Annotated in this window: 23 protein-coding genes and 1 pseudogene; 8 read left to right on the top strand and 16 right to left on the bottom strand. The window is 57.1% G+C overall.

Annotation, left to right across the window (positions count from 1 at the left end; all coding sequences use genetic code 11):
• The first annotated feature begins 300 nt into the window (after positions 1–300).
• Complete coding sequence (locus RYH80_RS18610; protein ID WP_370905596.1) at positions 301–1,629, top strand: methyl-accepting chemotaxis protein; 1,329 nt, start codon at positions 301–303, stop codon at positions 1,627–1,629.
• A gap of 43 nt (positions 1,630–1,672) precedes the next feature.
• Here the strand turns inward: RYH80_RS18610 and RYH80_RS18605 are convergent, their stop codons facing one another.
• Positions 1,673–2,422, bottom strand: a complete 750-nt coding sequence (locus tag RYH80_RS18605) for a ParB N-terminal domain-containing protein (protein WP_370905595.1) — start codon at positions 2,420–2,422, stop codon at positions 1,673–1,675.
• A 198-nt stretch (positions 2,423–2,620) separates the two neighbouring features.
• Between RYH80_RS18605 and RYH80_RS18600 the strand changes: the two genes are divergently transcribed.
• On the top strand, positions 2,621–3,292 hold the full coding sequence (locus tag RYH80_RS18600) for a DsbA family protein (RefSeq protein ID WP_370905594.1): 672 nt from the start codon (positions 2,621–2,623) through the stop codon (positions 3,290–3,292).
• A 206-nt stretch (positions 3,293–3,498) separates the two neighbouring features.
• Positions 3,499–4,314, top strand: coding sequence for a transcriptional regulator TbsP domain-containing protein (locus RYH80_RS18595; protein WP_370905593.1), 816 nt, complete (start codon positions 3,499–3,501; stop codon positions 4,312–4,314).
• Between the two features lie 98 nt (positions 4,315–4,412).
• On the opposite strand, the gene RYH80_RS18590 is transcribed toward RYH80_RS18595, so the two are convergent.
• The 5 genes from RYH80_RS18590 to RYH80_RS18570 form a co-directional block, all read right to left on the bottom strand.
• Positions 4,413–6,389 carry a winged helix-turn-helix domain-containing protein gene (locus RYH80_RS18590; protein WP_370905592.1) on the bottom strand — a complete coding sequence of 659 codons (1,977 nt, stop codon included), beginning with the start codon at positions 6,387–6,389 and terminating at the stop codon, positions 4,413–4,415.
• Positions 6,390–6,418: 29 nt separating this feature from the next.
• Complete coding sequence (locus RYH80_RS18585) at positions 6,419–7,435, bottom strand: hypothetical protein (protein ID WP_370905591.1); 1,017 nt, start codon at positions 7,433–7,435, stop codon at positions 6,419–6,421.
• 116 nt (positions 7,436–7,551) lie between these two features.
• Entirely contained in the window at positions 7,552–8,499 is a 948-nt protein-coding gene (locus RYH80_RS18580) for a hypothetical protein (RefSeq protein ID WP_370905590.1), read from the bottom strand.
• Between the two features lie 661 nt (positions 8,500–9,160).
• Positions 9,161–9,724 (bottom strand): hypothetical protein, encoded by a 564-nt coding sequence (locus RYH80_RS18575; protein ID WP_370905589.1) that lies wholly within the window; start codon positions 9,722–9,724, stop codon positions 9,161–9,163.
• A gap of 732 nt (positions 9,725–10,456) precedes the next feature.
• Positions 10,457–11,095: a DUF8108 domain-containing protein gene (locus RYH80_RS18570; protein WP_370905588.1), complete on the bottom strand. Its 639-nt coding sequence runs from the start codon at positions 11,093–11,095 to the stop codon at positions 10,457–10,459.
• 359 nt (positions 11,096–11,454) lie between these two features.
• Here RYH80_RS18570 and RYH80_RS18565 point away from each other — a divergent pair, with 359 nt between their 5' ends.
• Positions 11,455–11,919 (top strand): hypothetical protein, encoded by a 465-nt coding sequence (locus RYH80_RS18565; RefSeq protein ID WP_370905587.1) that lies wholly within the window; start codon positions 11,455–11,457, stop codon positions 11,917–11,919.
• Positions 11,920–12,430: 511 nt separating this feature from the next.
• Positions 12,431–14,158 (top strand): annotated as a pseudogene (gene metG / locus RYH80_RS18560) (methionine--tRNA ligase); the annotation flags it as partial.
• 367 nt (positions 14,159–14,525) lie between these two features.
• Here metG and RYH80_RS18555 read toward each other — a convergent pair.
• From RYH80_RS18555 to RYH80_RS18515, 9 genes are all read right to left on the bottom strand, one after another.
• Positions 14,526–14,702: a hypothetical protein gene (locus RYH80_RS18555; protein ID WP_370905586.1), complete on the bottom strand. Its 177-nt coding sequence runs from the start codon at positions 14,700–14,702 to the stop codon at positions 14,526–14,528.
• 322 nt (positions 14,703–15,024) lie between these two features.
• Complete coding sequence (locus tag RYH80_RS18550) at positions 15,025–15,396, bottom strand: hypothetical protein (protein WP_370905585.1); 372 nt, start codon at positions 15,394–15,396, stop codon at positions 15,025–15,027.
• Positions 15,397–15,404: 8 nt separating this feature from the next.
• Positions 15,405–15,794, bottom strand: a complete 390-nt coding sequence (locus RYH80_RS18545; RefSeq protein WP_370905584.1) for a hypothetical protein — start codon at positions 15,792–15,794, stop codon at positions 15,405–15,407.
• 144 nt (positions 15,795–15,938) lie between these two features.
• On the bottom strand, positions 15,939–16,547 hold the full coding sequence (locus tag RYH80_RS18540) for an HNH endonuclease signature motif containing protein (protein ID WP_370905583.1): 609 nt from the start codon (positions 16,545–16,547) through the stop codon (positions 15,939–15,941).
• Positions 16,548–16,582: 35 nt separating this feature from the next.
• Entirely contained in the window at positions 16,583–17,032 is a 450-nt protein-coding gene (locus tag RYH80_RS18535) for a hypothetical protein (protein ID WP_370905582.1), read from the bottom strand.
• A 98-nt stretch (positions 17,033–17,130) separates the two neighbouring features.
• On the bottom strand, positions 17,131–17,994 hold the full coding sequence (locus RYH80_RS18530; protein ID WP_370905581.1) for a hypothetical protein: 864 nt from the start codon (positions 17,992–17,994) through the stop codon (positions 17,131–17,133).
• 1,387 nt (positions 17,995–19,381) lie between these two features.
• Positions 19,382–19,975, bottom strand: coding sequence for a DUF8108 domain-containing protein (locus tag RYH80_RS18525; protein WP_370905580.1), 594 nt, complete (start codon positions 19,973–19,975; stop codon positions 19,382–19,384).
• Complete coding sequence (locus RYH80_RS18520; protein ID WP_370905579.1) at positions 19,972–20,196, bottom strand: hypothetical protein; 225 nt, start codon at positions 20,194–20,196, stop codon at positions 19,972–19,974. Before RYH80_RS18520 ends, RYH80_RS18525 begins: the two co-directional genes overlap by 4 nt.
• Positions 20,197–20,213: 17 nt before the next feature.
• On the bottom strand, positions 20,214–20,522 hold the full coding sequence (locus RYH80_RS18515; RefSeq protein ID WP_370905578.1) for a hypothetical protein: 309 nt from the start codon (positions 20,520–20,522) through the stop codon (positions 20,214–20,216).
• Between the two features lie 228 nt (positions 20,523–20,750).
• On the opposite strand from RYH80_RS18515, the gene RYH80_RS18510 reads away from it, so the two are divergent.
• Complete coding sequence (locus RYH80_RS18510) at positions 20,751–23,066, top strand: methyl-accepting chemotaxis protein (protein WP_370905577.1); 2,316 nt, start codon at positions 20,751–20,753, stop codon at positions 23,064–23,066.
• A gap of 15 nt (positions 23,067–23,081) precedes the next feature.
• Positions 23,082–23,813 (top strand): bacteriorhodopsin, encoded by a 732-nt coding sequence (locus RYH80_RS18505; protein ID WP_370905576.1) that lies wholly within the window; start codon positions 23,082–23,084, stop codon positions 23,811–23,813.
• A 21-nt stretch (positions 23,814–23,834) separates the two neighbouring features.
• Here RYH80_RS18505 and RYH80_RS18500 read toward each other — a convergent pair whose 3' ends face one another.
• Entirely contained in the window at positions 23,835–24,527 is a 693-nt protein-coding gene (locus RYH80_RS18500) for a GNAT family N-acetyltransferase (RefSeq protein ID WP_370905575.1), read from the bottom strand.
• Positions 24,528–24,774: 247 nt separating this feature from the next.
• Here RYH80_RS18500 and RYH80_RS18495 point away from each other — a divergent pair, with 247 nt between their 5' ends.
• The gene (locus RYH80_RS18495) at positions 24,775–25,629 is read left to right on the top strand and encodes a DUF433 domain-containing protein (RefSeq protein WP_370905574.1); all 855 of its coding nucleotides are present in this window, start codon (positions 24,775–24,777) and stop codon (positions 25,627–25,629) included.
• Positions 25,630–25,662 lie beyond the last annotated feature (33 nt).

Below are 25,662 nucleotides of genomic sequence, written 5' to 3'. Positions count from 1 at the left end.
AGGCCTAACACTCGCAAAGTGGTGTGTGGGGGGCGCACTGGGGTCGTCTGATGGGAGAGATAGTTCGCGTCAGAACACTGGCTATGCGGTGGGTGGGCGAAACACTGGCCACGGGGGTGGTAGGTGATTGTACTGGTGCTCAAATCACTACGAGCAAGAACACTGGCCACGAGGGGTGTGTTCAGAACACCGGGCACGGGGTAGACCACCCAGTTGGTGAGTGGTGTCACCGGGGGCGGGGTGAGTGTGGGCAGCGGTAGCAGACGTAGGAGTCTTCCTTTTCGGAACGTGAAGACGGGTATGGCTGCTCCAACAGAAGCGACTGCAGCAGACCTCGTGTCGGGTTCTGAGGCAGATGGAATGGATTGGCGGCGCTCGTTCGAGCTGCTTGTGTCACAGTTTCCTGAGCCTGCGTTCGTCGTTGATGGCTCAGGTATCATCACACTCTGGAACGACGCTGCGAGTGACCTGATGGGAGTGCCGGGTGAGAAGGCCGAAGGGATGGGTGCATACGAGTTGTTCGGCACCGAGGGGGAAGACGAGACGCTCGTTGAGACCGTGCTACGGACTGGGGAGCCGATCCGAGAGGAAACAGTTCGGTCGGCAGAGACGCCTAAGGGGACGACTGAGCACGCTCGTGCATTGGCGGTTCCGATCACGGCTCCGGATGGAACGGTTGTCGGGGGAGTGGAGGTGCTTAACCAGGTGACATCGTTCGTTGAGCAACGTCAGGAAATCGAGACGCTCCAAGAGCGGATGGCTGAGGACGTGGAAGGGTCCGTTGAAGCTTTCCGGACTGCCGCGTCGACGGCAGCTGAACAATCAGAGACAGCCGCTGAGACGGCCGCTGTTCAGTCCGAGAGCATCCAGGATGTCCAACAGGAAGTCGCGACATTCTCAGCGACTGTCGAAGAGATCGCCTCAACGGCTGATGCTGTCTCGAGTCAGGCTGAGACGGCCGAACAATTGACCGCGGAGAGCGCGCAGTCAGCACGTGAGACGGCAGAGTCGGTTGAAGATGTCGCGGTACAGGCTGAGGATGTGGCTGCCGATACTCGCCGGCTTGGTGAACGCGTCGACGAGATCAGCGAGGTGGTGACAGTGATCGACGACATCGCAGATCAGACGAACATGCTGGCGTTGAACGCGAACATCGAAGCGGCACGTGTGGATCGGGGTGGTGACGGGTTCGCTGTTGTCGCAGACGAGGTGAAGAACCTCGCTGAAGAGAGCAAGGAGCGGGCCGAAGAGATCGAAGACATCGTCGAGGAGGTTCGCGAAACGGCTGTGACAACTGTGGATCGCGTCGAGGCCTCGAACGAAGCAGTGAGTGAGATTGCGAGTGAGATTGAGGATGTGGAGAGTAACCAAGCAGAAATCGAAGCCGCCATCACTGAGGTGAGCGACGGGCTTTCAGAGATCGCGAACGCGACTGGCGACCAAGCTGCCAGCGCCGAAGAGGTCGCCAGCATGGTTGATACTGTTGCTGAACAAAGTGATGACCTCGTGGCAGCCGTTGAGCAGACGGCTACGGCGACTGACAAACAGCGGGAGATGGCAGATGAGATCAGCGAGACTGTCAGGGCGCTCGAAGAAGACATGGCAGATGTCTCTGATCAAACGTCCTAGCCCATCGGTGATCTGACCTGGCCACACCGGCCTGCAAGTGTTCTCACGGGTGTGAGCGGTCAACTGCCGTCGAGACATCTACCCAGTTCGGGACCAACTCATTGACGCGCTCGAAGTCCTCGGCCATTTGCTGGATGACGGCCTCCCGCGTAGGCTGTGGGTATTTCGTGCAGTGTTCGTAGGCCCACTCGCGGATAGCTCGTCGTTCACTGCCGTACATCACGTTGCAGGTGATAGTCTCATTCTCGACGACAGCAGCTGCCCACACGCGCTTGTGGCCGTCGAGGAGCTCGAACCGTGGGGGATCAGTGCTTTGCGGGAAGAGAAGCGGTGGCTTGTTGGGATCTCCACCAGGCTCGATGCTGTCGATCAGGTCCTTTTGATCGGAAACGGAGTATTGCTGCCTGTGATAGCGGTTCGGCAGGATTGTGGACGTCGGGATCGGTACCGGCCGCAACACACCGACCCGTTTGAGCCGAGAGACTGGAACAGCGGAGAAGCGCGGCAGGAGACTGCTCGCGTCAGTCGGTGTGATGTAGGTGCTGCCAGTGTAGTATGGAATCGTCTCTATGAACGTGGTCTCGTCGACGACGAGTGCGATGTCCTCGTCCGGGTCGTACGATGGATGTCTGGACGCGACTGAGTGATCGTCTTGAGCAAGTGTCCACTCGGCGATCGAGAATTGTGGCGGCGTCGAAATGCAGATCCAGCGCTTCGATAGGGACGATTCAGTGTCGACAACAACGGTTCCGTGTGAGATGAGCTTGCCGTCTGCTCCTCGGGTGCCAGTCATGAGTTGATCGGGAGGCCGTCAGATATTCATCGTCCACGGGTGGTTAAACATCTATCTGACTCGCTTGGATTGGGGAGCGATTCGGAGTGACGCGATTGAGTGAGCTAACCAACACTCTCTGTTTCGTGGGGGGGTGCGTTGGTTAGCTCGGCGCAGCCAGGAGATGACTGTTAAGTGTGTTTGAGAGGAAACGACGGTATGGAGCGCGCGACCAGTCAACCGAACAGACTATCGCGACGGCAGGTACTCGCGACTACTGGGACAGTTGTTGGAGGATTGAGTGCGAGCGCCGGATGTCTCGGCCAAGGAGGGAGTTCCTACGACTGCGAGAGCGCTCCTGAGTCGAGTGTATCGTCGGCTCCGACACCGGCACTCGGGCCCTCGCAGACAGACGCGAACGTCGTGATCCAGGTGTGGGAGGACTTTTCGTGTCCCCACTGTGCGACGTTTTCACTCGAGGTGTTGCCCCGGATCATCGACGAGTACCTTCCTCTGGGGACCATCCGGTATGAACACCATGACTTCCCGATCCCTGTCCGAGACTGGGCGTGGAAGGCAGCCAGTGCTGGCCGTTCAGTGGCGACAACGGGCGGAGGGAAGGCGTTCTTCCTGTACGCTGACAAGGTGTATCAGAACCAGGAGAGCTTTTCGCTGGACACGGTAGGAGCTGGAGCCGAACAAGCCGACACCGAGCCGTGCGAGGCGATCCAGGCCGCAAAAGGAGACGTGTATCGTCCAGTGGTTAGACGCGATAAAGAGGCTGGCCAGCAAGCTGGCGTCGACGGCACTCCAGCGATCTTTGTGAACGGAAGCCGTGTCACAGGCAGAAGTTTCGACGCTGTGTCATCAGCGATCGACCGATTCCGGTAACCTACTGTGGGCTATTCAGAGTGATCGGGCTTCCTGTTGCTATCTGCTAGCGTACTCGGGTTGGCGGTACTCTAGTCCATGCCTTTTAGTCCGATAAACAGATAATATGATTTACCGATCTAGAACATTTGATATCAGAGATATCTGTCAATGAGGTTGGGGCACACGACAGTTGTAAGTACCGTAACCACTGTAGATGTTCGTGTATGCCAGAAGAAGTAACAGCCGAAAGTAGAGACGATCTGTTGAGAACCATGTTCGATCAGGTCAGTGGGGAGACCTACCTCACTAATCCGTCCCCTGAACTTCTGGAGTCCTTATCCACACTCGACGCTGGGGAACTCCCTGAGACACTGCATGTTGTGGCCACTGATGAGAGTCTGAAGGAAGTTCGGAGCAACTTCCTTCCCTCGTCGTACCTGGCTGAGCACGTGGAGGCCGGGATAGTCTCACTGTACGTTGCTGACCCCACAGTCCGGACTGCAGGAGTGGTTAGTGATGATGCCCTTTTCGGGGTCGTAGATGAGACAGGTGGACCGTTCGCTGCACTTCCTGCCTCCGACTCTGAGATTGTCCAAACATTTGCTGATACGTGCAGTGATTCCTTCGGCGTGCGTGACGAGTTTTCTCTTCGAACTCCAGCACTGAGTCGGGCTCTTGCTGGTATCGAAGAGCAAGTCGGTGAGGAGGTCCGTTCAGACTTTGAAACCGTGCTGGGCCACATGGATGTCGTCGGTGACGACACTGTCACCGAGGTCGAGCTGTTGCTGTTGCTCACTGCACGTAACGAGGGACTTCTGTACGACATCTCAAAAGCCGGTGAGGATGTTGGTATCTCGTCGAAAGCAACCTTCTCGCGGTCGAAGACGAATCTTGAGGATCTCGGATTCATCGGGACCGACAAGGTTCCGATTGACGTCGGACGGCCTCGGCTTCGGCTGCTCCTCGAGGATGACGAGCTAGCCACAGTGGATATCGAGGAGTTCGGGGCCGTTGCTCAAGAGCGGTTGGCTGATCGGTAGGGCAACAGGCAGACTCCCCTCGTGAGTTCTTCTCGTGGTGATGTAACCGGTTCAGGTACCTGGGATGGTCAACACTGACCTTTTCCTTTCTGTCTTCGTTAGGCTAGGGGGCTGTCCTTAACGGCCATCTCGAATAGGATTTGTCTGAGGTAAGACTGGTAGGCCTCAGGGTTGTGTTTTCTGCTCCCATTTTCTATTGAGCTTATATAGCCTGACGCAGTATCACGTGAGATAGTGCGTCTCTGGGGCCTGTGTTCATTGTTTTCATACCTTTCCTTGAACCCATTTAAGAATGCTTCTCGATCTGGCTGTACTTTTTCTCTTACTGACTTGAGGTGGTTGTCAATTACACCAGCCTGACCCCTTTCGAAGGTTCTACTGCTACAGTGTTCTTTAGTTGCCTGTGAAGAAACGGCGTTCACTAAGTAGATCAGGCTGCCGACTGGTAGCCCCTCTCCGAAGTTCTCTTGTTCTTCTTGTGCCGGTTCATACTCGTACCCGAGGCACTCTGGGTCGGCGTCCCAAAGTCCATCAGCATACGGGTTCATCGACAGAAGCTTGTCCACATCTGCTCCTGACAGCCGACTTGATGGTGTCGTCTCGACTGTGTACTTGGACAGCTCTACCTCAGCATCGGTGAACAAGATACTGAGATCCCCTGGGAATAGATTTCTACTGTTCGTAACTGTTGGGAGATCCAGAGTGTGCGGAATGTCAGACATTGGGGTTGGGTAGACGAATCTACTCTTACTCCCCTCTCGGGCCTGGATGAGCCCCGCTTCTACTAGATCATCAAGGGCGTTTTTGACACCCCCTTTTGATCGGTCCAACAATCGGGAGAGTTCGTTTGCTGTTGTCGCAGACGGGAGACGATGGATAGCTGTCAGAATCGCATCAGCGTCGATGACGTTGTGCCTGATCTCGGATTTATCGATTTCCTCAGGAGTGTCTCCGACGCGATCTGGAGTAGTCGGTAATTCATACGGGAGGTCACTGACCGCTGGGAGATCGGTAAGGGAGTTAACTGCCGTTTCGCCGTACTCACAGGCAGGCGTACCTTCCCAGAATCGAGGTACACGATCAAGCATCACACCCTTGTGCTTTTCCTCTGCCTCCCCTTCGAGATTATCCAGTTGATTCTGGATCTCGGTTACCATCTGCTCGAACGGGGTATCGAAGAGGTCAGTGCGCCCGAGGAATTCGGCTAGGAGTTCAAGATGGTACCTGCTAGGTGCGTCGCTTGGTGTTGCCGCTGTTACCCACTGTCTGATGTCTCTGTCGAGCTTTTTCAGCCCTTTAGCTAGGTCTCCCCCTTGCGTCAGGAAAACCTCACTCTCGGGTGAGAGGAGGGGGTCGTGTCCCTCATACTGCTGGTTAGCATACTTGAGAGCTGGGTCATACCAGATAGTCGACGATCGGGCCATCTCCCGTTTCGCGACTGCCCCTACTTCTGTGAGTCTGTTCAGTGCCCGACCCACTACGCGTCTGCTGAAGTCGAAGTACCTACTCGCTATTCTTGCCGTCACCCCTTCTGGGTGTCGTTGGACGATCTTCATCAGCCTCTTGTGGCTGAGGTCTCCACTGTAGTCTACTTCTGAGGCAGTTCCTCTCTTACTGCCTACGGTGGACCCATTTACCGTGTACAGTTCACTCTCGGTCCACGCCTCCGATTGACCAAGTGCTGATCGGAGCTCAGCTGCCCGCGTCCACCGCATCGGTGCGAGCTTGGACTTCAACTGCTTCCGGTAATCTCGTGGGAGCGTACTGTATGCCTCCGGATAAGCAGGCCCTAGGGCCACTGCTGAGGGGGTTCTATCCTCAGGTGTTTGTTCCTCTAGCCTGTTAAGGAAACCCTCTCCAACAGCACCGAGGGGTGACGCCTTCGGGTCATTCTTGAACATCTTTGTGATGTTGGTGTCCTCCTTCCCTGATAACCCAACAAGCGTGATGTCTGGTAGTGGGTCCGATGTATATTCTGATGTGTCGTAAGCCACAACTAGGTTAGACCAAGACCCGGTCCCTCGGCGTCTAGTCGATTCTCCATCGCCTCCATCGTTCTTATCTGAAAGCGTCATGTGTAGGTCCCGGTTGCGTGTATCTCGGTTCATTTTTCAAGCGTAGCTTCCGCGGCCCGGATGTTGTCACTCACTGTCGGTTGGGAAACCCGCCGTTCATCAGCCCACTCTGCTTGCGTGACGTCGTGGGGACTGTCCGATCTGGCTATGAGATAGTCAACAGCTTCGCTCGGGCTACATCCAGCTTGAATCAGCGATCGAATCCGATAGTCGTCCGGGAGTCCTTCACTGATGATGGACGGACGGACCTCTGGATAGACTGACACCACATCCTCTTTGATGAGGATCTCTTGAACGGCTTTGCGGGTCTCTCTCGTGCCATCTAGGACCTCTAGCAGAACTTCCTCGAGTGACTCTGTCCACCCTACCCTCCAGTTGTCGAACGTCCATCCATCCATCATTCTCCCTGGTCCGAGGCAGTCAAAGAGCCCCTCCTTTGCATGGGGAGTTACAGCGGCGTCGTACTCTTGCTCAACGCGATAGCTCAGTTTCTTGAGTTGCTCTATGCTGTCGACGACCGGGCTGTGGGCTCCGTGTATCTCGCGAGCGGTCTCAACGGCTGCTTTTGTGTTCTCCCAGTGCCAGGAACCGACCCACTCAACCTTCAACTCGCCGACCGTCTTGACCTGAACCCACGCGTCGGCCGGATGGACGTTGTCGGTCTTCAGGATCTTCACATCAACGCCCGACTTGGGGATGTGGTAGAGGTCCCACGCTCTGCTGTCAGCGCCCCGGATCGTAAGCTGGTGCTCCCAGTTGTCCGGGATGGTCCACATTTTCTCACCTGGGAAGACGTGGGTTCGCTGGGCGGGGTAGGCCCGTGTCCAGTCTTGTCCCGGCTCGGTGCCCATGAGTCGAACGACGTGCTGATCATCTTCACGCCACGCACACACGAACTCCCCTGGTGCGGCGCGGTAGATCCTCACAGCGTCCTCAGTACCGTTGAGGTCGCCTGGGGTTCCCTTTTCGAACTGGTCAGCAGGTTCGGTACAGTCATCGGCTCGATACTTGTCGGTTTCGTCTGACTCACTGGTGTTCTTCGCCATCTTATTGACCTAGGTATCGATTATACCTATATCCACTTATAGCCTGTGTCTATAACTGGTGGCAGGGTGATCAAGAGTCTACGTTCTTGATCAGTTGTCTACTCAACACTGGTTCTCTACGTGTTGGGGGAACGAACTGGTGGTCTTGGAAGGTCGAGGAGGGCTTCAGGACGCGGTGCCTCGGGGATCGTCAGTACTTGAGTATCGACGTGATGTCCCCCGGGGCCCTCTGCTGTGATCTCGCCGGCAACGCTCGTTTCGGCGTCGATCTTTTCGGGTTCAATTGGGCCGTAGTACACCCGTCGGTCGGCGGTGGTAGAGCCTTCTGTTGACACGAGTTCCTCAACGAAGTCGTCAGAGGCGACCCGCCAGTACACGTTGTCGTCGTCGACGTCCCTGTCGATGCGGACTGGCGAGACACCACCCTTTGAGTTCAGGTCGGTAACAGCTGATACACATTCGGCCAGGCAGACCTTGTGTACGCTAGGGGCATCGCGTGTGTCAACCCAGATGTCCCCATCACGAGCGTAACGGGGCCACACCGTATCTATGATTGCTGTCGCGGCATACTCGGAGTCGATGGGGTTCTGATTTGTCGCAAGGCAGGCTTCACTGAGCTGTGTCAGGTACATCGCGATCCGGGTTTCTCTTGGCGTCGGAACAGTGTCCCAAGCGATTGCGTCTGCTGGCCTTGACCCTCGCGATGTCACTCTGAGCCCTCTTCTGTAGGTCGTGTACTCTGCGCTCGGATGGCCCTCTATGCGGTCAGCCACGTCGACGTGATTCGTATCGTACAGCACTGGGGCGCATCCTGTGTCGTCCACTCCGTCGTGTGGACTTGGAGTTCCAGTTGAGTAGGTGCGGATTTCCTTCCCGATTCGGCTGGTGATCGGCTTATCGGATGTACCGACGACGCCCATACTGGTGAGGACAGCGTCACGGTACTCATTAGCCAGTGCTCTGATCTCGGTCTGACCAAGCTGTCCCGAGTCGGTGACGGTAACACCACCGTCGGTTGCGATCGGTGCAGGTGAGTCGGCCGGTTGTCGTGCAGGTGTATCCATAGTCCACCCAGACCCTGCTGGTATAAATAGTTTGAGGCATGGAAAGATGGCGTCAGGATCTCTGGAGACCAGACACGGACTGGGATCCGATCACTGGGACTCAGGGGGAAAACCGATTACGTCCTCCCAGTTGCTGTAACGGTGTCGGTGGATGGGGTCCATCCTACGTTGTCGATGGTCCCAACGACGAGACGCTCTTAGAGCGGTGGAATATACAGCGTCTCTAAACTCTCGATTTGACCTGCGTATTTTGAGTGTCGTAGTACCCGACAGCGAGGGTGTGCGAGTCAAAGGCGATTCCGTCTAAATCATTAGCTATGATGTGGGTGATTGAAAGTCAAAGATATGGGTTGCACCCTAGCCGCCGAGGCCGTTTTCCCGCTGGCGTACTGACCTGAGCATGTGCCTAACCCAGACCCCGAGGTACTCCGGGAGGTTGAACGGTTCGTTGAGGCTCACCCTGCTGACCCGAGTGACGTAGAACCGAGCGGGTTGGGTCGATCGTGGGGGCACCACGAGAGGAGATTGCGGCCGCGCTCGACGAGCTGGCTGCGCGTCAGAACGGAGCAGGTCTGTAGACCTTGACGTTTCGTCGGAGCCTGAAACCAGCTCCGTGATATCCTCTCTACTTCTGGTGGTGTTGTAGGTTCGGTGCTGTCCGCTACTGCGGGGCTTTGGTATCGATATCTGCCGGTTTGAGGTCATCGTTCTCGATCATCTCCTCAAGCCTAGCCGCTGAGATAATAAACTCCCCTACGCCGCCGGTCAACGGGGTGATCGTACGAATCAGGTAGCCAGGAGCGCCTCCGTCGCGGTGGTGCCCCCGTTGTTCGATGATCCACACGAGTTCATCTGGTCCGGTTGTCTGCTTCCAAGGGCCAGGGTCGGTTGTGGCGAGGTCGTCTCCGAGCTGATGACGCACCGTATCATCAATAGTGTGGACGCTTGGTCGGTAGTCAGAGGCACGGATGCTGTCGACGGTCTCCCGCTCGTCTTCCGATCTGACCGGGGCTGTCCGCTTACTCCGGCAATCTGAGCAGGTTGGGGATTCTGCGTCGCCTGAGTACCCCCAGATGTTTCCACATTCCGCACACTCAAATAGTGGAACGATTTTGCTGACGAGTCGGGCGTTGCACTCGCGGCAGAGCTCTGGCTTGGCGTCAGCGGCGTCTGTTTCGTCTGATTCTGAGCGAACGTGACCGTTCGCGCACTTGTAGGCGATCATTGTGGGCCCACCCTCTACTAGTAGAGAAAGACATATAAAGGCCGGTGCTAGTAGAAAGGCTACCAACGGCGTGTTCTCTACGTCGAGAATCTGCTGTCCCCAAGGGCGGCGACCCGGCGGTGAGCACTGTGTCTTTTCAAAAAAACCCATAGTGTTACTGCGTGTCTCTGAGGTGCCGATTTCCCCCGATTCAGATGGTCAGTGGGTGTTTCTGGCAACTGCTAAACTCTATTCTGCTATATCAAATCCTGCACCCCACTCTCCTCTTCGTGAGTTCTTCAAACGGCAGGAATTCGGCTGTACCGGCTGATTATCTACATCTGACTACTCTAGGTTGGAGTGTCAGGCGCTCTTGCCCCATCGAGAACTGACCACTGCCGGCATTGAGGGTGATGCCAAGTCAGAGCGAGACAGAGACGGAACTACTAGACGTCTCACTTGGGCTCGGAGTGAGAGTGGGTTCTCGCTGGTCGTCTGGTGCTCATTGCACACGGGGCCCAGGTGCCGATCGTTGTGATACCGCGACTGGAAGTGTAGGTGAGGCATGATGAACGGAGGCTTCGTCGGAGTTGTGAGGTGGTGAGTGGTCGGGTTCTTTGGCGTGAGAGTCAATCAGAGGTCGATGACGTCTTGTTGCGACGATCTGCCGACAGGCCGTCTCACGTCCACCTATGATAACCCGTTGACGCTGGCACGCCGCCGGCTCAAGTACCGATATTGGACCACATCTGACTACTTACGCTGAGTTGGAGTACCTCCTACAGCATCGGCGGAGAACTTCTCTTCACACCTATCGTCGGCGGGACCGTTCACAGTCTCCGCTTTTCCGTTGCTTCCCTCGAGTTCGCCGAGCGATCCCTCGCGGATGGTGGCACTCTCGTGCTTGTCGCGTCGCGCGACGTACTCTTCCGGTGAGGCTTCGCCGCACTGGGTACATTCGTAGGTCTGGCCGTATGACCTCGTTGAGAGGACGAAACTGAAGAGAACGAGATCCTCGGCGTAGCAGTGAACCTTGCCGTCGTTGCTGTCGTCGTCTAGTCCACAGTGGACACAGCGTGCGTTGTCATCTACGCGATCGTCCTCGGTCCAGGTTCGTCGTCCGACACCAACCTTTTTGAAGGGATACTCATGCTTGTCAGCAAGACCCCTAACAACGGCTGTGAGTAGAGTGGCAACGAGGACGATACTGAGAAGCCCCAACAGAGCACCAATAGCGGCTGTCATCGCATCCCACGCCACCTGAAGAGTACTCTGAAGGGTGATATCAGGCGGCCCTTGTTGCCAGACTCGGTAGCTAAACAGGAGGCTAAGCGAATATACTACCATCCTGACAATAAACCTATTCCAGGCTTTCAACATTTCCCAGTCCATTACTAGTCACCTCTGTCGGTCTTGATTATAGTCTCGTCGCATTAGTCGTTTCGGGTCTATATCACCGAGGACATTTGACGGATTAGCGACTCTGCAATCTCGTCGCTCAGGCTGTCGCGCAGGGTTGAGCAGGACATCACACGTGCGTATGATGTCTCTGGGTGAGCCCGGCGACGCTGGGACGTCGACGGGCCGTCTACCTCACCGCATGAAGAGAGAGTACGCGCCCCGGTTTAAGATAACCGGTGGCACGAGCGACAGCTGTATCGTCGAACCGCCCGTGACGGCGGACACTCTCGGGGGGATCGCCCGTGCGTGAGCGGTCCCCGGGTGGCGCACCCCCACCGGAGGCACGCCAGGTGCTCGCCGACGGCTTCGAGATCGAGGACGGCATCCCTCTGCCGTTCATCCAAAGGCACTGGAGTAGCCGACGTGACGCCTCTACTGCTCGGGGTGACATCCGGCAGTACGCCCGTCTCGGTCGGGTCGGTAGCCAGCCGTACGTAGCGGAGGTGGCCACCGTCACTCGCGACCACGACCGATTCGGCGGCGCCACGACGCACTCGCCCGCGACGACGGCACTGGGAACTGTCATCGCCGGAGTACCGGGGAGAGAGACATATGATTCGGCCGCGATAATGTCGGGTGGTGGGAATCGGGGGCTCGTGCTCATGACCTGTCCTGTCTGCGAGGAAGACCTCGGGGGACACAAATGGAAAGCCGAACACATCGCCAGCCACTCAGCGGCCGACTTCAGCCTCCCCTGCGAGAGGATCGACCTCTCGCTGCCCGGTGACGGCGTGTTCTCCTCCTCCGGCGACTAACGAGGGTGTGCCCGTTACCGACACTGGCCCGACCGGTCTTGACGGGTTCGAACCACACGGGTCTTCGGGGGACCCTCTCGCGAAGTGGGACGAATCCGCGAGGAGAAGAAACGACTCCACGTTGAACTGTTACGAGGGAGGAGGATGTAGCCGACGCGAGTGAGACCAGGGACGACCTGTACTGCGGGACCACGGGCTTGAGTAGCCGGTGGATGGCGGCGAGCCCGACACCGAGTAGCGAGATTCGACGAGTCTCCTGCAGCCGGAGACGAGGCTTGGGCGACTCCTGCGCCTCTCCGGTGGTCGGCTAATCTCGCGGACACGAGCCGTCGGTTGTCGGTACGTGAATGATACAGGCATACTCAAGCCCAGTTGATAACCAAATATTCTTTAAACTAGCTGCGTACTGAAGTGTGCCTCCAACATTACACACTCAGGCATAACTGGGCGGGGTGTTAGGGCTTCCCACAGCCCCCTTTTGCTTATTTACTCAGGGAGGAATCTCTGATGTATGGCGTTAGATCAGTACCCAGTTGATCATCCGGCTGTCGTGACGTGTGGGCTCCCGTATGCGAACGGCCCCCTTCATATCGGTCACCTTCGGACCTACGTCGGTGGAGATGTGTTGAGTCGTTCTTTGCGTTCAGTTGGGCAACAAACTGCGTTCATATGTGGGTCTGACATGCACGGTGCTGCGGTTGTCTCTGAGGCGTACTCTCAGGGGGAGGCTCCTGAGACATTTGCTACTCGCCATCACCAGGACTTCCGATCCACATTCCAGGAGTTTGGTGTCCGGTTCGACAACTACGGATCGACAGATGATGCGATCAACCATACCACCACACGAGCGTTCGTCCGTGAGCTCGAGGAGCAAGGGTTGATCTATCGACGTGAGGTGCCTGTCGCGTACGACCCTCAGGCGGATCAGTCCATCCCAGATCGGTTCGTTGAGGGGAGCTGTCCGTACTGTGGTGAGGACGCACGTGGTGATGAGTGTGATGAGGGGTGCGGCCGGCATCTTGAACCCGGAGAAGTCCAAAACCCTGTTTCGACTGTTACTGGGACACAGGCAGAGTATCGCGATGAGGTACATCGGTTTTTCCGGGTGACGGAATTCCAAGAGTACCTGTCGGCGTTCCTCGATCGTCTGGAAGGGACAGACAACGCCCAGAACCAGCCTCGTGAGTGGGTCGAAGGGGAACTTCGCGACTGGTGTATCACACGGAATCTGGACTGGGGTGTTGACTATCCTGCGGACGACGGCGAGGCGGACGATCTGGTTCTGTACGTCTGGGTCGACGCACCGATCGAGTACGTCTCGTCGACGCGCCAGTACACGGAGCGCGTTGGAGCTGACACGTTTGACTGGGCTGAGGCATGGGGCGCTCCAAGCGACGGATCTGTTGTCAGCGGTGAGAACCGTGCTGGCGATCCCACCGACAACATCAGTGTTCCCAACCGGGGTGGCGAGGTTATTCACGTGATCGGTCGCGACATCATCCAACACCACACGGTGTTCTGGCCGGCTCTTCTACGTGCTGTCGGGTACACAGAGCCGCGAGCAATCCTTGCTAGCGGATTCCTCACTCTGGATGGGAAAGCCTTCTCGACGTCGCGTGACCACGCAGTGTGGGCCAGCGAGTACCTCGAAGAGGGGTTCCACCCGGACCTGTTACGCTACTACCTCGCGACGAACGGGGCGTTCCAGCGCGACGTGGACTTCTCGTGGGAGAAGTTCCGCGAGCGCGTGAACACGGAGTTGGTAGGCACGGTCGGCAACTTCCTCTACCGCTCGCTGTTGTTCGCCCACCGGAATTTCGAGACGGCTCCGGAGGTCGAGCCGTCCGACGAGGTCCGCGAGGCGATCGCGGACGCGATCGAGGCGTTCGAGGGCGGGGTGAACGACTACAGTATCCGCGCCGTCGGGGAGGCGACGACCGACCTCGCGCGGTTCGGCAACGAGTACATCCAGCGCGAGGAGCCGTGGAACCTCGTCGACGACGACGAGACCCGCGCCCGGCAGGTGATCGGCGACTGCGTCCAGCTCGCGAAGGCGATCGCGGTGCTGTTCGAGCCGGTGTGTCCGGACAAGAGCGAGACGCTGTGGAGCCAACTCGGCGAGGCGGGATCCGTCCACGACGTCGAGACCGACGCCGCCCTAGAGCCACCGGCCGGCGACCTCGCGGAGCCGACGGAGCTGTTCGAGAAGATCGAGGCAGAGCGCGTTGAGAACCTTAGCGGATGACAGGCGGTAATTGAGGTGGAAAACCTGGGCTATCTCCCGGAGTGTGGGCTCTTGGTGGAGGTTTCTGTGACTGATTGAGCGGATGTCCGGCAGCGGTGCAACGCCACCGGACTGTCTATCTCACTCCATGAGACCCTGGCGACGTAGTAGCGTCGACAGGCCGTCTCGCTTACACCCATGATAACCCGTTGACGCTGGCACGTCGCCGGGTCAACTACCGATATTGGACCACACAGTAAAAGTCTGGTTGATATATGCCCCGCGAGACGAGCCTGTCACGAGAGCTGACCTACGGCGTGCCTCACGCGGTGGAACCCTTGCAGGATGCGGAATGAAACTGCTTAGGCCTGTCTCGGTGCTGTCAGCGCTTCTTTAGTGCAGCCTTCGCGCCGTCTGGCCACTCACAGTCTGAACAGAGTCGCTTCCCGTCACCCGGGACAGTGTGGAGGTCTGTGCGGACGTCGGTCGGCGCTGACGAGCAGGGATCAGCCTCGTTGTGAACGACGCCGCTGCCCTCGGGCCAGATGCGCTGGCTCATGGTTACACCGTGGGCAAGTGGGAGGCTGTCTGTCTGATCGCTGTCGGCTGAGTGAGTCATGCTCGGTGCTCCTCTGGGACGTGTCCACACTCTGAGCAACTGGCGGTGTCATCGAGACCCAGGATGTCACCACAGCCCGGACACTGATTCTTTCCGAATGGTGCTGAGTCTGGGATCAGTCCGTCGTGCTTGTCGACGTAGTGCAGTGCTGCGTCTACCTTCGCAGCTTGCTCTCCGGAAAACTTGGAGTACCATTGACTGGTCCACCCGCAGTCTGGACAGTTGATTCGGTAGGATTCGGAGTCAGGTGACTCGGTTACGCTCATGCTGGTTCACCCTCTTTACGCTTGTCTATCTCCTCCTGTGCTTCTTCGGCGTGTTGTCCAACCCCCAGTAGCGCTTTACCGAGCTTCTTCGCCTCAAAGGGGCGGAGTGTCCGTTCAGTTGTTCCCTTGTCGGTTTCTAGCCGAAGCTTCACTGCTGTCCCTCCGCTTGCTGCTACTCCGTCTTTGATAGCCGTCTGTGGTGGCATCTCGTCAACTGGATCGGTAATGTCGAGGACAACTAGGGTTGTCTCGGAGAGGGCGCTGGTGAGTAACTCTTTATCTTCCACTTCACCATCGGTCAGAACTGGCTCGAACTTCTCTTCCCCTCTGTCTGCGTAGAGGTCAGGGACTGACTGACTGTCTGTCATGGTAAGCTCTACTCACTCCTTTTTTCACACTTTTTAATAAAGTCTTCTGCTTCTCCGATGGCTTCACTGAGTCCTTCGACGTTTTTGATGATCGGATGCTCCTTGACACCCTCACAGGCAGTGACGATGGCTACCAGTTGTTCACTAAGCCGTCTGCTGCCCCTAACGTCAGAGAGGACTGCTGTTGCTCCCTCTACGCGGAAGGAGACAGTTTCAGTCACTTTGTCAGCATACCCTTTACTCGGATAGTACTCGATTTCTACTTCGATGCTACGGGGAGTGTCGAACCCAGAGCTCTCTGTCTCAACGGTTTTGACCTCGGGGGAGGGGGGGTAGTTCATCCTTGGGGGTTCTTCTTCACTGGCTGTCTCGGTATCGCTGTCGTTTGAGCTAGACATTGTCTGGTTCTGGTGTCTGTGATGTGTCTGTGTGACGGGCCGGCTGACCTTTCTCTAGATGCAGTATGTGAACTCACTGGTTGCGTACCACCGCTGTATACCACCTCAGCCGTCCCCCTGGGCGTATAAACTCATTGAGCGGGTCTACTCTGAGACGAACTCTGTGAGTTTTCGGCTGAGTTCCCCTCGACTCGGTGTCTGATCCCGATTCTCGTTTTCGCGAGCTGTTTTCTCGCTGTGGCACTCGGAGCAGAGAGTCTGTAGGTTTCCGGGATCGTACGGGTGACCGCCGTCGGCGATCGGAGTGATGTGATCAACGTGGAGTGTGCGACTCTGTTCATCCGGATCACCGTACCGGGTGATGGCGTTTTCTCGACGGTCTCGCCAGGCCTGCATCTTCTTGCTGTGTGTATTCCAGTCGAAGTTCTCGTGATCGCCGTCAAGATCAGGAGATTCGGGTCGTGGGCCGGCTGCTTCGTCAATCAGAGTGCGGATGTGGTCACGCGCTGTCTGCTCTCTCCGCCGGTCCCAGCCGCACCCTTGGCAGGTTGCGTCGTCGCGGTCGATCATCCGTCGTCTGATCGACGACCAGTTGAGCATCCCCATCACCGCGGTCAACAGGTTGTCGCAGAAATCTGAACACGTCTTCCGCCGTCCGTCGTCGACGTCGCGACCGCAGATCCGGCACTCTGTTCCCGGTTCGACGTCGCCGAAGACCTGCTTGCGGGTTGTTGTGAGGTTTCGGTTCGTCATGGATCAGTTCGGTCTGCGGTCATTGCAGTGAGGGTTCAGTCTCGTGTGATGTCACTGTGGACATCGGCTTCTACGCCGTTGGGGGTTCGTTCGACCGTGATGCTCTGTCGGCGCTCTCCTGGCTCGAAGTACCGGAGTTGCACCTCGTGTAGATCCCGCTGCTGCATGATCGACTCTGCGAGGGCTGTGATCGACTGGGTGCTGTGACTGCACGGCTTGACAGGGTCGGTCGGTGATGTCATTACCTCTTCGAGCGTGTGCGCGCGGAGGTGCCGAATCGGCGTGTCTGCCCAACTCGGAGCTGATGGCTCGCTCTGGTGGAGCCGTGGACAGTGCTTATCGGCGTGAAACACGGTGCTGTCGTCGTTAATCGAGAAGACGGTTGTCACGTCGCCGTGATCACACCCGTGCGTGGCCATGACCTCGACTCTGGTACCGTCGTGAGTGAATCCTGCTGGCTTATACCAGTCTGGCTGGTTGCTCATGGGTTTCTCGTGATGACAGCCACTGCTGGCGCTCCATCGGGACTGCCTCATCTCCAAGTCAGTAAGGGAGAGAAATAGTCCTTGGGGCGGGATCTGTCTCAGTTGGATGTGATCTTCTCCGAGAGAGCACTAACCACCCCTGACTCGTCTTCTTTCTCTTCGATCCCCAGGAGTTCCCAGGTTGTCCAGTCGTCAAGGCTGGCGGCAGCGGTTTCAGCTGCAAGACGAAGGGCAACTCCTGCGGCCACTTCTTGGGGAAGCACCGCCTCTGCATCGACTGTAGACTGAGCGTTCCCCCACTCTCCATTTCCGCTGACATCATGATCCAGGGAGATCGCCGCTACGCTGTCTTTGCTCTCGGGGTGCTCGATATTGAGGGTCATTTCTCCGTCGGTAATAAATGAATCAGGGTTGGACGTGACGCCTGGAATATCAAGACCGACCTCGAGACTGTACAGCTCCGACGGGGGTGCCTCTTCAACGCTGTCGGAAGACTCTGTGTCTGCATTTTCCAGAAGCGATTCAACCAGAGAGGCTACCGACTTTGTACTACTATCGGCTGGCCGGGGTTCTGAAGCGAGCGCAGCAAGGCCTTCTGCAACAGTCGCAGCCCCTTTCTCCGTAAACGAAACGCGGAGAGATACTGTTTCTCCCTCATCCCGTGCCCACTCTCGATTAGGGTTGAAACTCAGCCAAAGCTGTGCGATCCCAGAGGCGGAGGTTGTACTATCGGTTATGCCCAGGACCGCATCTGACTGTGGGGTCTTTAGTTCTGGTATTGAGAGAATGCCATTCGCAGTGGACAGTTTCATTGAGGCGTCCATACCAGTCTGGGCTGATCCGTCATGCCAGTTGTCTGGTCCCTGACTTGTTGTCCACGAGGATATGGAGTGATAAAACGATGGGTCGGTCGCATTCGGGAGTACTTTTCTGATGTCAACAGATGGCTGGCCAGTTGCCATATAGTCGGATTGTCAGCCAAGGCAAAAAGAGTGGTTGAATGTTAGTAAATATGTATACTGCAATCTTGATGGTAGATGGTTATGGTCTGTTTCGGTGTAGAGGAGCGAATAAACCGGTCTAAACCCTCAGAGATGGCAGTTCTCAGAAGATGGGATTGTTGGCGTTTCCGGCTGGGGCGGTGTTCGCTGCAGCGAACTCTGACTTCGCTGCAGTGAATATCTGATTCGGTGGAGCGAAATTCTCGGGCCGACGTGCAGTGTTCACATTGATAGCGTTGTATAGTAAAACAGCCTGAACAGTAGATACCATCTTTGTGCATTCCGGCCGTGGGGATCAGTGATGTCACGTGATGTGACTTATCGCGAGACAGCACAGGTTCCCGACCTCGAAGTGGTGAACACGTTGATGTCGGAAGCCCCGATGGGGATGACGCCTCATCAGGTGGCTTCTACGTGTGGGACGGTTGATTCAGAGCAGGAAGCGTACCAGCGGCTTGAAGAATTAGCGAAGCTGAACGACAGCATTTCGACGAACCCTGCCTTCGAGGACGAGGAGATTGAGGTCTTCGTGTACGCGGGGGAGCGGTCGTCGCCGTATCCATCTCTTGAGAGTGGAGCGGATACCACCTTAGGAGGGGAACACGGTGATTGGTGGACTGGGGGCACTCTGAGCTTGTGGGGCCGGGTCTGCATTCTCGGGTCGCTAGTTACTCTCCTCTATAGTGACCAGTTTGGTGTCGGCACTCGAGTACCTGTAGCGATCGCCGTGGCGCTCGGGGGTCGGTGGGGTCCTTGCGATCGCCATGTCGGCCTGGCGGCAGCAGAGCGCCCTCCCGGCAGGTTCTTATTGTTTGAACATCTTCACTCACACAGGGATGGCCAATCCGACGATAAGTCGACTGGATAATGCGATCGCTCGAATCCTCATCATTGGTGGAATTTCTGTTGTTTCTATCTCTATTGTTCAGTATCTGTTCTCCTCTACGAACTTGATAATCGGGCCAGAGTTCAGTGCCCTGGTTGGTGCCATTTGGGTTGGCCTGGGCCTCTATCACCGGTTTACTCCCGGACTTCACTCGCGATGTGAGCAAGAAAGCACTACCAACCGCGTGACAACACTTCGACGATACTCACAGGGGGGAGTATTGTTCCTCACCGGATGTGGGCTCTTCTTCCCGGCTCTGTACTACTTCAGTTGGGGGTCTGGGTCGTTTCTTTTGCCACCTAGTAGAGGCCTCTTCCTCGGTGGAGTCTTCATAGCCCTCGGGACGTGGGATATCTGGATGACGCGGCGGATTCATACTCAGTACAGAGAGAGTATCAAACAGATTCGTGAGCTGGAAATTGCTTCCCAGGTGGCAGAGGATGAGCGGTCTGAGTATAGAGACTAGGTCTCTTCCTCGACGACTCGGTCTGGTTTGACGGTTGTACCGCCTGTGTTGTAGGGGATCTCGTTGGTATTGGCTCGGAGACTGTACTCTACGTCGTCTGCGGCGGCGCACTTGTCACACTCGACGATTCGTCCTTCCTCGAGAGTCAGTAGAGGGAAGCCTGCTACTACAAGCTCTTTGCTGTAGCGGTGCTCAACTCCTGAAACGTAATCACCTGATGCGTTGCAGTTAATACACCAGTCCTCTGGGGGGAGGCGGTCAAAGTCGTTAGTTGTTGTTCGAGTGGCTTGCCCAAACTTGGTTGCCGGATATCGGTGCGCGTTCGCGAGGAGCCTGAGGGTAAGCGCCAGCCCGCCAAGCGGTCTGCGGCCAGGTACTCTGAGTAATAGACCGCCAATCATGGCGCCAACCACAAGCCCAGCAGCACTGGTTAGAAAAAGCCTAAACTCACTCTGAGAGATGGACGCAAAGATAGAAAATACGCCCTTTAAAAGTCTGGACAGGAGTAAAGAAGCATATGCCATGAAGGGCAGTACGAACATGACAGCGATCTGGGCACCCTCCGAGTCATCGGTGGTGTTTGTTGTCACTGGTTCCAGCCACCTCCCCCGAAGTTGTTGCTTGGGGTGATGTAGAACATGGCCAAGATCAGGAGCAGCGGAGGTGTGAACAGTGCTAACCACTTAAAAAAGATGGTTATGTCCCCACCCACGAACGCTCCAATAGCGAACAATGCTAAACAGAAAAATACTGTAGTCAGGATCAGTTCTATATGAAAAGAATCCACGTCTTCTAGATTGAGTTCTATCATTCTTGTTGTAGTTAGTGTTAGTCTGTAGTGCTGTTACTGCCTTGAGTGTGCGCTGCCTTTTCGGCTTCTTCGGATGTCCACTCGATCACGAGGCCGTCTTCAGTATTCTCGATCACGTACCCGACAACTCCAGGCGACACTGCCTCTTCATCAAATTTGCCGATCAGGTTCCCGAGATCAGCGTGGGCTTCCCGTTCGCGGTCGGTCATGGATCGCATTCCCTTGTCTGCGTCGATGTCGGCGTATGCGAGGAGATGGCCCTTTCTGGTGTCCTTTATTTCGAGACGAATCTCTGCGTTTTCTGGTGGTGAATCGTCGGGTGACATATCTTCTCCTGGGTACGCGGCAGGTACCCGCTGCGTGTACAAATTTTCTGTGCTGTTGGGCAACGATTTGAAGTGAGGGCTGTCCCCCTTGTGTGGATTCGGTGCAACCTGGGACACAGCAAAGTAACCGGGTTGCACGCACTCGGTGATTTTATGGGTGTGAGGCGTTCACACGGCGGTTTCATACCATTACTACTATACTCGTGAGGAGATTGATACTGTCTGAGTATGGTTGTTCGCACCGCGATCAAGACACTCAGGCAAAGCTATGCTCTGAAACTCGGGCTCGCGTTCGTGCTCGTGATCGGTGTTGTGAGCGGGTATGCAGTCATCTCGACAGCTGAGACGACGGATGCTGTCCGGGAGTCTGCCACCGACACGCTCCGGACGGACGCGACACAGACTGGCGAGGCAGTTGGCACGTGGTTTAGCAAGGTAGAGGCACAAACGCGGAGCGTGGCTGCCTCAACGGCTGCATCCTCCGGAAGTGCAAGTGAAGTTCGGCAACGACTACGCGAGTTGGAGGCAGGCGGGCTTGGCGATGGAGTTGTCGCTGTTCAGTACGTCCGATTGAGTGACACACCCGAATCCGTTGCTGCTGTTGGTGCCGGTCAGACGGTCGGAGACGCTGGACCTGCGATTCAACAGACTGCAGGAGCCACGCCGACTGGCGAGGTTGGTCACTCGGAGCTCGTGGGTGTTCCGTTTGTGGACCGTGACGTTCTGGCTCTCGTTGCACCAGTGGATGGCGCAGACGCCGCAGTTGTGACGTATGTACGTCCTTCGAAGTTCATTGGCGACCTCACCGGGAGTTCGACCGATGGGAACATCGTTCTCGTGGATTCGTCGCGAGAGATCGTTGGTGCGTCAATGACCGACCGGGTTGGCTCGACCCACGGGAAAATGGGCGGTACGATCCCGGCCGTCGCGAGCGGTGAGCAATCGGGTGGTGTGATGACGATGACGATGTCCCACCACGGGGAGCAAGAGGAGATGTTCATGGCGTTCGCGACGGTTCCCGACGCTGAGTACACTGTGATGGTGCACGAGCCGCGAGCGGCTGCACTTGGCATCGCCCAGAACGTCCAGGCGACGATCCTCGGTGGTATCCTGCTCGGCCTGACTGGCCTCGCGATTGTCGGTGGCACTGTGGGTTCCTCGACGGTCATCCGACTCCGCCAGTTGCGCGCACAGGCTGAAGAGATGGCTGGTGGTAACCTGGACGTGGATCTCTCCAGCCGTCGGACAGACGAGTTTGGTGACCTGTACGCGTCGCTGGATACGATGCGGACGAGCCTCCAAGATCGAATCAGCGAGGTGGAGACGGCTCGTGCAGAGGCTGAAGAGGCACAACAGGAGGCCGAGGAACTGACGACAGACCTCCGACAGACAGCTGCCGAGTACGCAATCGTTCTTGATGATGTCAGTGAAGGCAACCTGACTCGTCGACTCGAGACGGAGGGCCGTCGGAAGGTGATGCAAGATGTCGCGACAGAGGTAAATGAGGTCCTCACCGAATTCGAAGAGTCCATCCAAGCGCTTGACGAGTTCGCAGCGAACGTCTCGGAGAGTGCAGAGGTCGTCACGACGGAGGCTGCGGAGGCGTCTGAGGCCGCTGAAAGTGTCTCGACCGCGATTGCGGAGATCTCCGATGACGTCGACGAGCAAACCACCCAGCTCCAAGACCTCGGGGCAGAAATCGAGAGCCTGTCTGCGACGGCCGAAGAGATCGCCGCCTCCAGTAACGACGTGTCGGCGACGTCGTCAGAGGCAGCCTCGGCGGCCGCGGCCGGCGCGGAGTCAGCCGGCGAGGCGATCGAGCAGATCGACCGCGTCGTTGAGGTGATCTCCGAGACAGCTGAGACGATTGAGCAACTTGACGAGGATATGGAGGAGATTGGAGAAGTGGCGGACCTGATCGGGGACATCGCAGATGAGACGAACCTGTTGGCGCTGAATGCCTCCATCGAGGCAGCCCGTGCTGGTGGCGACGGCGGTGCCGGGGATGCCGGTCAGGGCTTTGCTGTCGTCGCAGACGAGGTGAAAGACCTCGCCGAGGAGACGAAGCAGTCTGCTGACGAAATCGAGGCGCAGATCGATGCTGTGCAAGCTCAGACGGACGCTGCAGTCACAGAGGTCCTCGACGCCCAAGACGAGGTGACGGCGGCGTCTGCGACCGTTGAGGACACGCTCTCGGAACTCGAGACGATCGCCACTCGGATCGAAGAGACGGACCAGAGTGTAACGGAGATCAGTAGTGCGACAGAGGATCAGGCTCAGTCAACACAGACGGCGTCCGCGACTGTCGACGAAGTCCGAACACTCGGAGAAGCAACTGCGGAAGAAGCAGAGAGTGTTACGTCCGCGACGGTCCAACAGTCTGAAGCTGTGTCGTCGGTCACCGAACGCGCTCGGCAGCTCCGAGATGAGGCACAGACACTGCAAGACTCGCTCGCTCAGTTCTCCGTGCGTGGCGACGACCGTGGGGCGGGGGACGCCCATACACTCGCAGACAACCAGGTGGCGGCCACAGACGACGACTGACAGAGGTGATCAGACATGAGTATCCTTGGACTCACGCTAACGCGACCGCTGGTGTACGGGCTGGGAACAGTACTGATGACGCTCGGGCTGGCGACAACCCTCGTTGGGTGGCGATTCGGGCGTGGCGATGACGCGCCGTTCGACGCCCGTGGGTACGGGATGTTGGCGGGGCTCGTCGGTGTCGCGGCTGTCGCCTACTTCGTGATGACACTCGGGGTCGGTGACTTCACCCAGAACGGTACCTACGTCGAGTCGATCCGGTACCTCGACTGGGCGCTGTCGACACCGTTGATCATCGGGTTCATTGCGTACGCTGGCGGGGCGTCTCAGCGAGAGGTTGTCGGCGCAATCCTCGCGGATCTGCTGATGATCCTGATCGGGTTTGGAGCGCTGCTGGTGACGGGCATCTTCGTGTGGGTCGGGTTCGTGCTGTCGACGGCCGCGTATCTCGGGTTGGTGTACTACCTGTTCGGCCCACTGACGGAGTCTGCCAAGAGCCGCACGCGCGACCAGTACGCGCTGTTCGCGAAACTGCGGAACCTGATCGGTGTGTTGTGGTTCGTGTATCCGATCGTCTGGGCGGTGAGTCCGGCTGCGCTCGGATTGACGGACATCGTCACGACAGCTGTGATCATCACATACCTTGACGTCACTGCGAAGGTCGGAATGATCGCCATCGTGGTGAACACGGCTGGTGTCGTAGACCGGTTCGTAGCGAGTGACGGAGACGCATCTGCTACGCAGTGACGCTCTCCGGATGGGGTCCCATCACCTGAGACTTCCGTCTTTCACTCTCTTCGAGTGATCAACCGGTTTGTACACGACTGAGGCAGTACAGGAACACTCGTTGGTACATTCGGGGCACTCTGGACGATCGTCGTAGAATTCTGACACGGTTGCTACGGTATCGAACCCGGCCTGCTTACACAGCGATCGTGCATCGCGGCCGGGGTGGTGCCAGAGGGTCGCAGCAATGCCGGTTGCTCCGGCCGATTCCGCTACGTTGATGGCGTGAGCCAGGAGGCGACGGCCAATCCCCTGTCGTTCGGACTGTTCCGCAACAGCCAGCATATGGACGGTGAGGTACGTATCGGCCTCCGTAAGCGACAGGTGATTGCTACAGTAGTCTTCGGTCCACGTACCGTCCGTCAGGTCAAGACAGATGAAGCCCTCCACTCCTGTAGATGGACTCCGTCCGACAAAGATGCCGGCAGTGTTGTTGGGATCGACGGCAGCAGAGAGCCACGTGGGGGATGTCTCTGGATCGAACCCGAATCGGTCGTCCCAGAGTTGTTGAACGGCGTCCCGATCGCTTGGCCGCATCCTCGTGATCACTGTCTCAATCGCAGGTGACAGGTCACCTGCTGCCGGGCTTTGTTGGTGGTGGCCTCCATCAGTTGCGACTGTCTGTGGCGAGACTGCTTGCGGACTCAAGCCTGTCGGAGCCTGATCGTGGTTCACACGATCAAAAATGGATCTGATGCTGATAACCATTTTGCCGGGGGAGAGTGTGCTTGTGAGAATCTCTCTGGTGTGGGTTTCTTTGTTGGCGTGCTTCAGGGGGTATCCCCCATTGAATATGCCTGCGAGTCATATGAGGCATCAACACCCATCTTCTATATTCCGCTACACAAACTAGAATATATTACTTGATGGCTTTCCCATCCCAGTTTGAGGTGTTATATGAGTGGATGTTCTACGGTGTGGTATGGGCCAGTTCCAATCTGGATTCGAGGTCGAAGAAGGTGGAGTCGTCGTGCGCGAAGATCCTCGTGCCGTCGTTGACCTACCCACGGATGGTGATATTGAGGCCATAGACCCTCTCAAAGACACTCCGGCTTCAGCAGTAATCACTCACACTCAGTCAGAGGGGGCGGTGTTCTCAGAGTTCTTCCCACCTGAAGCAGCAGACAAACAGGAGTGTCTGGTTGCTTGGCGGGACGCAATCGTTGTTGGCCACGGCTGGAGACGAACTCAGAGCTCTTCAAGCCCGCTCGATGGATGGCGCGTTATTACCCTCTCACAACCCGTCCAGGGGACAGGCTGTGAAGATCTGATACTCGGGGACGATCTGACGACGGATCGAGGTAGGGCTCCGGTTGTCGTCTACTCGCGAGATCAGGTGGAACCCAACAAGCATTCGATCACATCGTTCTCGGATCTGGTGTCGGTGCTCGTCGAGCCTCCAATCACGGCTTCCGACAACTGGATCGGTAGTCAGCGTGATGTTCGCCGTACGATCGGTTCCGAGAGTTGGATAGAGCACCTACGCGAGGGTGGGGAAACGGACCAGTCTATCGACGATCTCGTTATCGGTGGGAAACCCCGCGTCCAAGGCACTCGTATCCCAGTCGCGCAGGCAATCGGGTACGTGTACCCGTTTCTTGGAGTACCTGCTTCTGAGCACAATCGTGTTGGCATCGATGGGGGGTCGTTGAGCCAGGCCGCTAGCAGACTCCCTGGGCTCACCGAGAGTGCAGTTCTGGCGAGTATCTGCTGGGGAATTGCGAATCTAGAGGTCTGTACCGCTCTACGTGGTTTCGATCTTACACCGCGGAAGTGAAGTTGGTGGGCTTCCTACGGGTGAGGCTGTTGG

Origin of the sequence: Halobaculum sp. MBLA0147, assembly GCF_041361345.1 — an archaeon.
GTDB lineage: Archaea > Halobacteriota > Halobacteria > Halobacteriales > Haloferacaceae > JAHENP01.
This window is presented reverse-complemented; position numbering and strand designations above follow the sequence as displayed.

Bases quoted from the DNA above. Each gene is read 5' to 3' on its own strand.
- RYH80_RS18610 (WP_370905596.1), top strand. From the start codon at position 301: ATGGCTGCTCCAACAGAAGCGACTGCAGCAGACCTCGTGTCGGGTTCT.
- RYH80_RS18605 (WP_370905595.1), bottom strand. From the start codon at position 2,422: ATGACTGGCACCCGAGGAGCAGACGGCAAGCTCATCTCACACGGAACC.
- RYH80_RS18600 (WP_370905594.1), top strand. From the start codon at position 2,621: ATGGAGCGCGCGACCAGTCAACCGAACAGACTATCGCGACGGCAGGTA.
- RYH80_RS18595 (WP_370905593.1), top strand. From the start codon at position 3,499: ATGCCAGAAGAAGTAACAGCCGAAAGTAGAGACGATCTGTTGAGAACC.
- RYH80_RS18590 (WP_370905592.1), bottom strand. From the start codon at position 6,389: ATGACGCTTTCAGATAAGAACGATGGAGGCGATGGAGAATCGACTAGA.
- RYH80_RS18585 (WP_370905591.1), bottom strand. From the start codon at position 7,435: ATGGCGAAGAACACCAGTGAGTCAGACGAAACCGACAAGTATCGAGCC.
- RYH80_RS18580 (WP_370905590.1), bottom strand. From the start codon at position 8,499: ATGGATACACCTGCACGACAACCGGCCGACTCACCTGCACCGATCGCA.
- RYH80_RS18575 (WP_370905589.1), bottom strand. From the start codon at position 9,724: ATGATCGCCTACAAGTGCGCGAACGGTCACGTTCGCTCAGAATCAGAC.
- RYH80_RS18570 (WP_370905588.1), bottom strand. From the start codon at position 11,095: ATGGACTGGGAAATGTTGAAAGCCTGGAATAGGTTTATTGTCAGGATG.
- RYH80_RS18555 (WP_370905586.1), bottom strand. From the start codon at position 14,702: ATGAGCCAGCGCATCTGGCCCGAGGGCAGCGGCGTCGTTCACAACGAG.
- RYH80_RS18550 (WP_370905585.1), bottom strand. From the start codon at position 15,396: ATGACAGACAGTCAGTCAGTCCCTGACCTCTACGCAGACAGAGGGGAA.
- RYH80_RS18545 (WP_370905584.1), bottom strand. From the start codon at position 15,794: ATGTCTAGCTCAAACGACAGCGATACCGAGACAGCCAGTGAAGAAGAA.
- RYH80_RS18540 (WP_370905583.1), bottom strand. From the start codon at position 16,547: ATGACGAACCGAAACCTCACAACAACCCGCAAGCAGGTCTTCGGCGAC.
- RYH80_RS18535 (WP_370905582.1), bottom strand. From the start codon at position 17,032: ATGAGCAACCAGCCAGACTGGTATAAGCCAGCAGGATTCACTCACGAC.
- RYH80_RS18530 (WP_370905581.1), bottom strand. From the start codon at position 17,994: ATGGCAACTGGCCAGCCATCTGTTGACATCAGAAAAGTACTCCCGAAT.
- RYH80_RS18520 (WP_370905579.1), bottom strand. From the start codon at position 20,196: ATGATAGAACTCAATCTAGAAGACGTGGATTCTTTTCATATAGAACTG.
- RYH80_RS18515 (WP_370905578.1), bottom strand. From the start codon at position 20,522: ATGTCACCCGACGATTCACCACCAGAAAACGCAGAGATTCGTCTCGAA.
- RYH80_RS18510 (WP_370905577.1), top strand. From the start codon at position 20,751: ATGGTTGTTCGCACCGCGATCAAGACACTCAGGCAAAGCTATGCTCTG.
- RYH80_RS18505 (WP_370905576.1), top strand. From the start codon at position 23,082: ATGAGTATCCTTGGACTCACGCTAACGCGACCGCTGGTGTACGGGCTG.
- RYH80_RS18495 (WP_370905574.1), top strand. From the start codon at position 24,775: ATGGGCCAGTTCCAATCTGGATTCGAGGTCGAAGAAGGTGGAGTCGTC.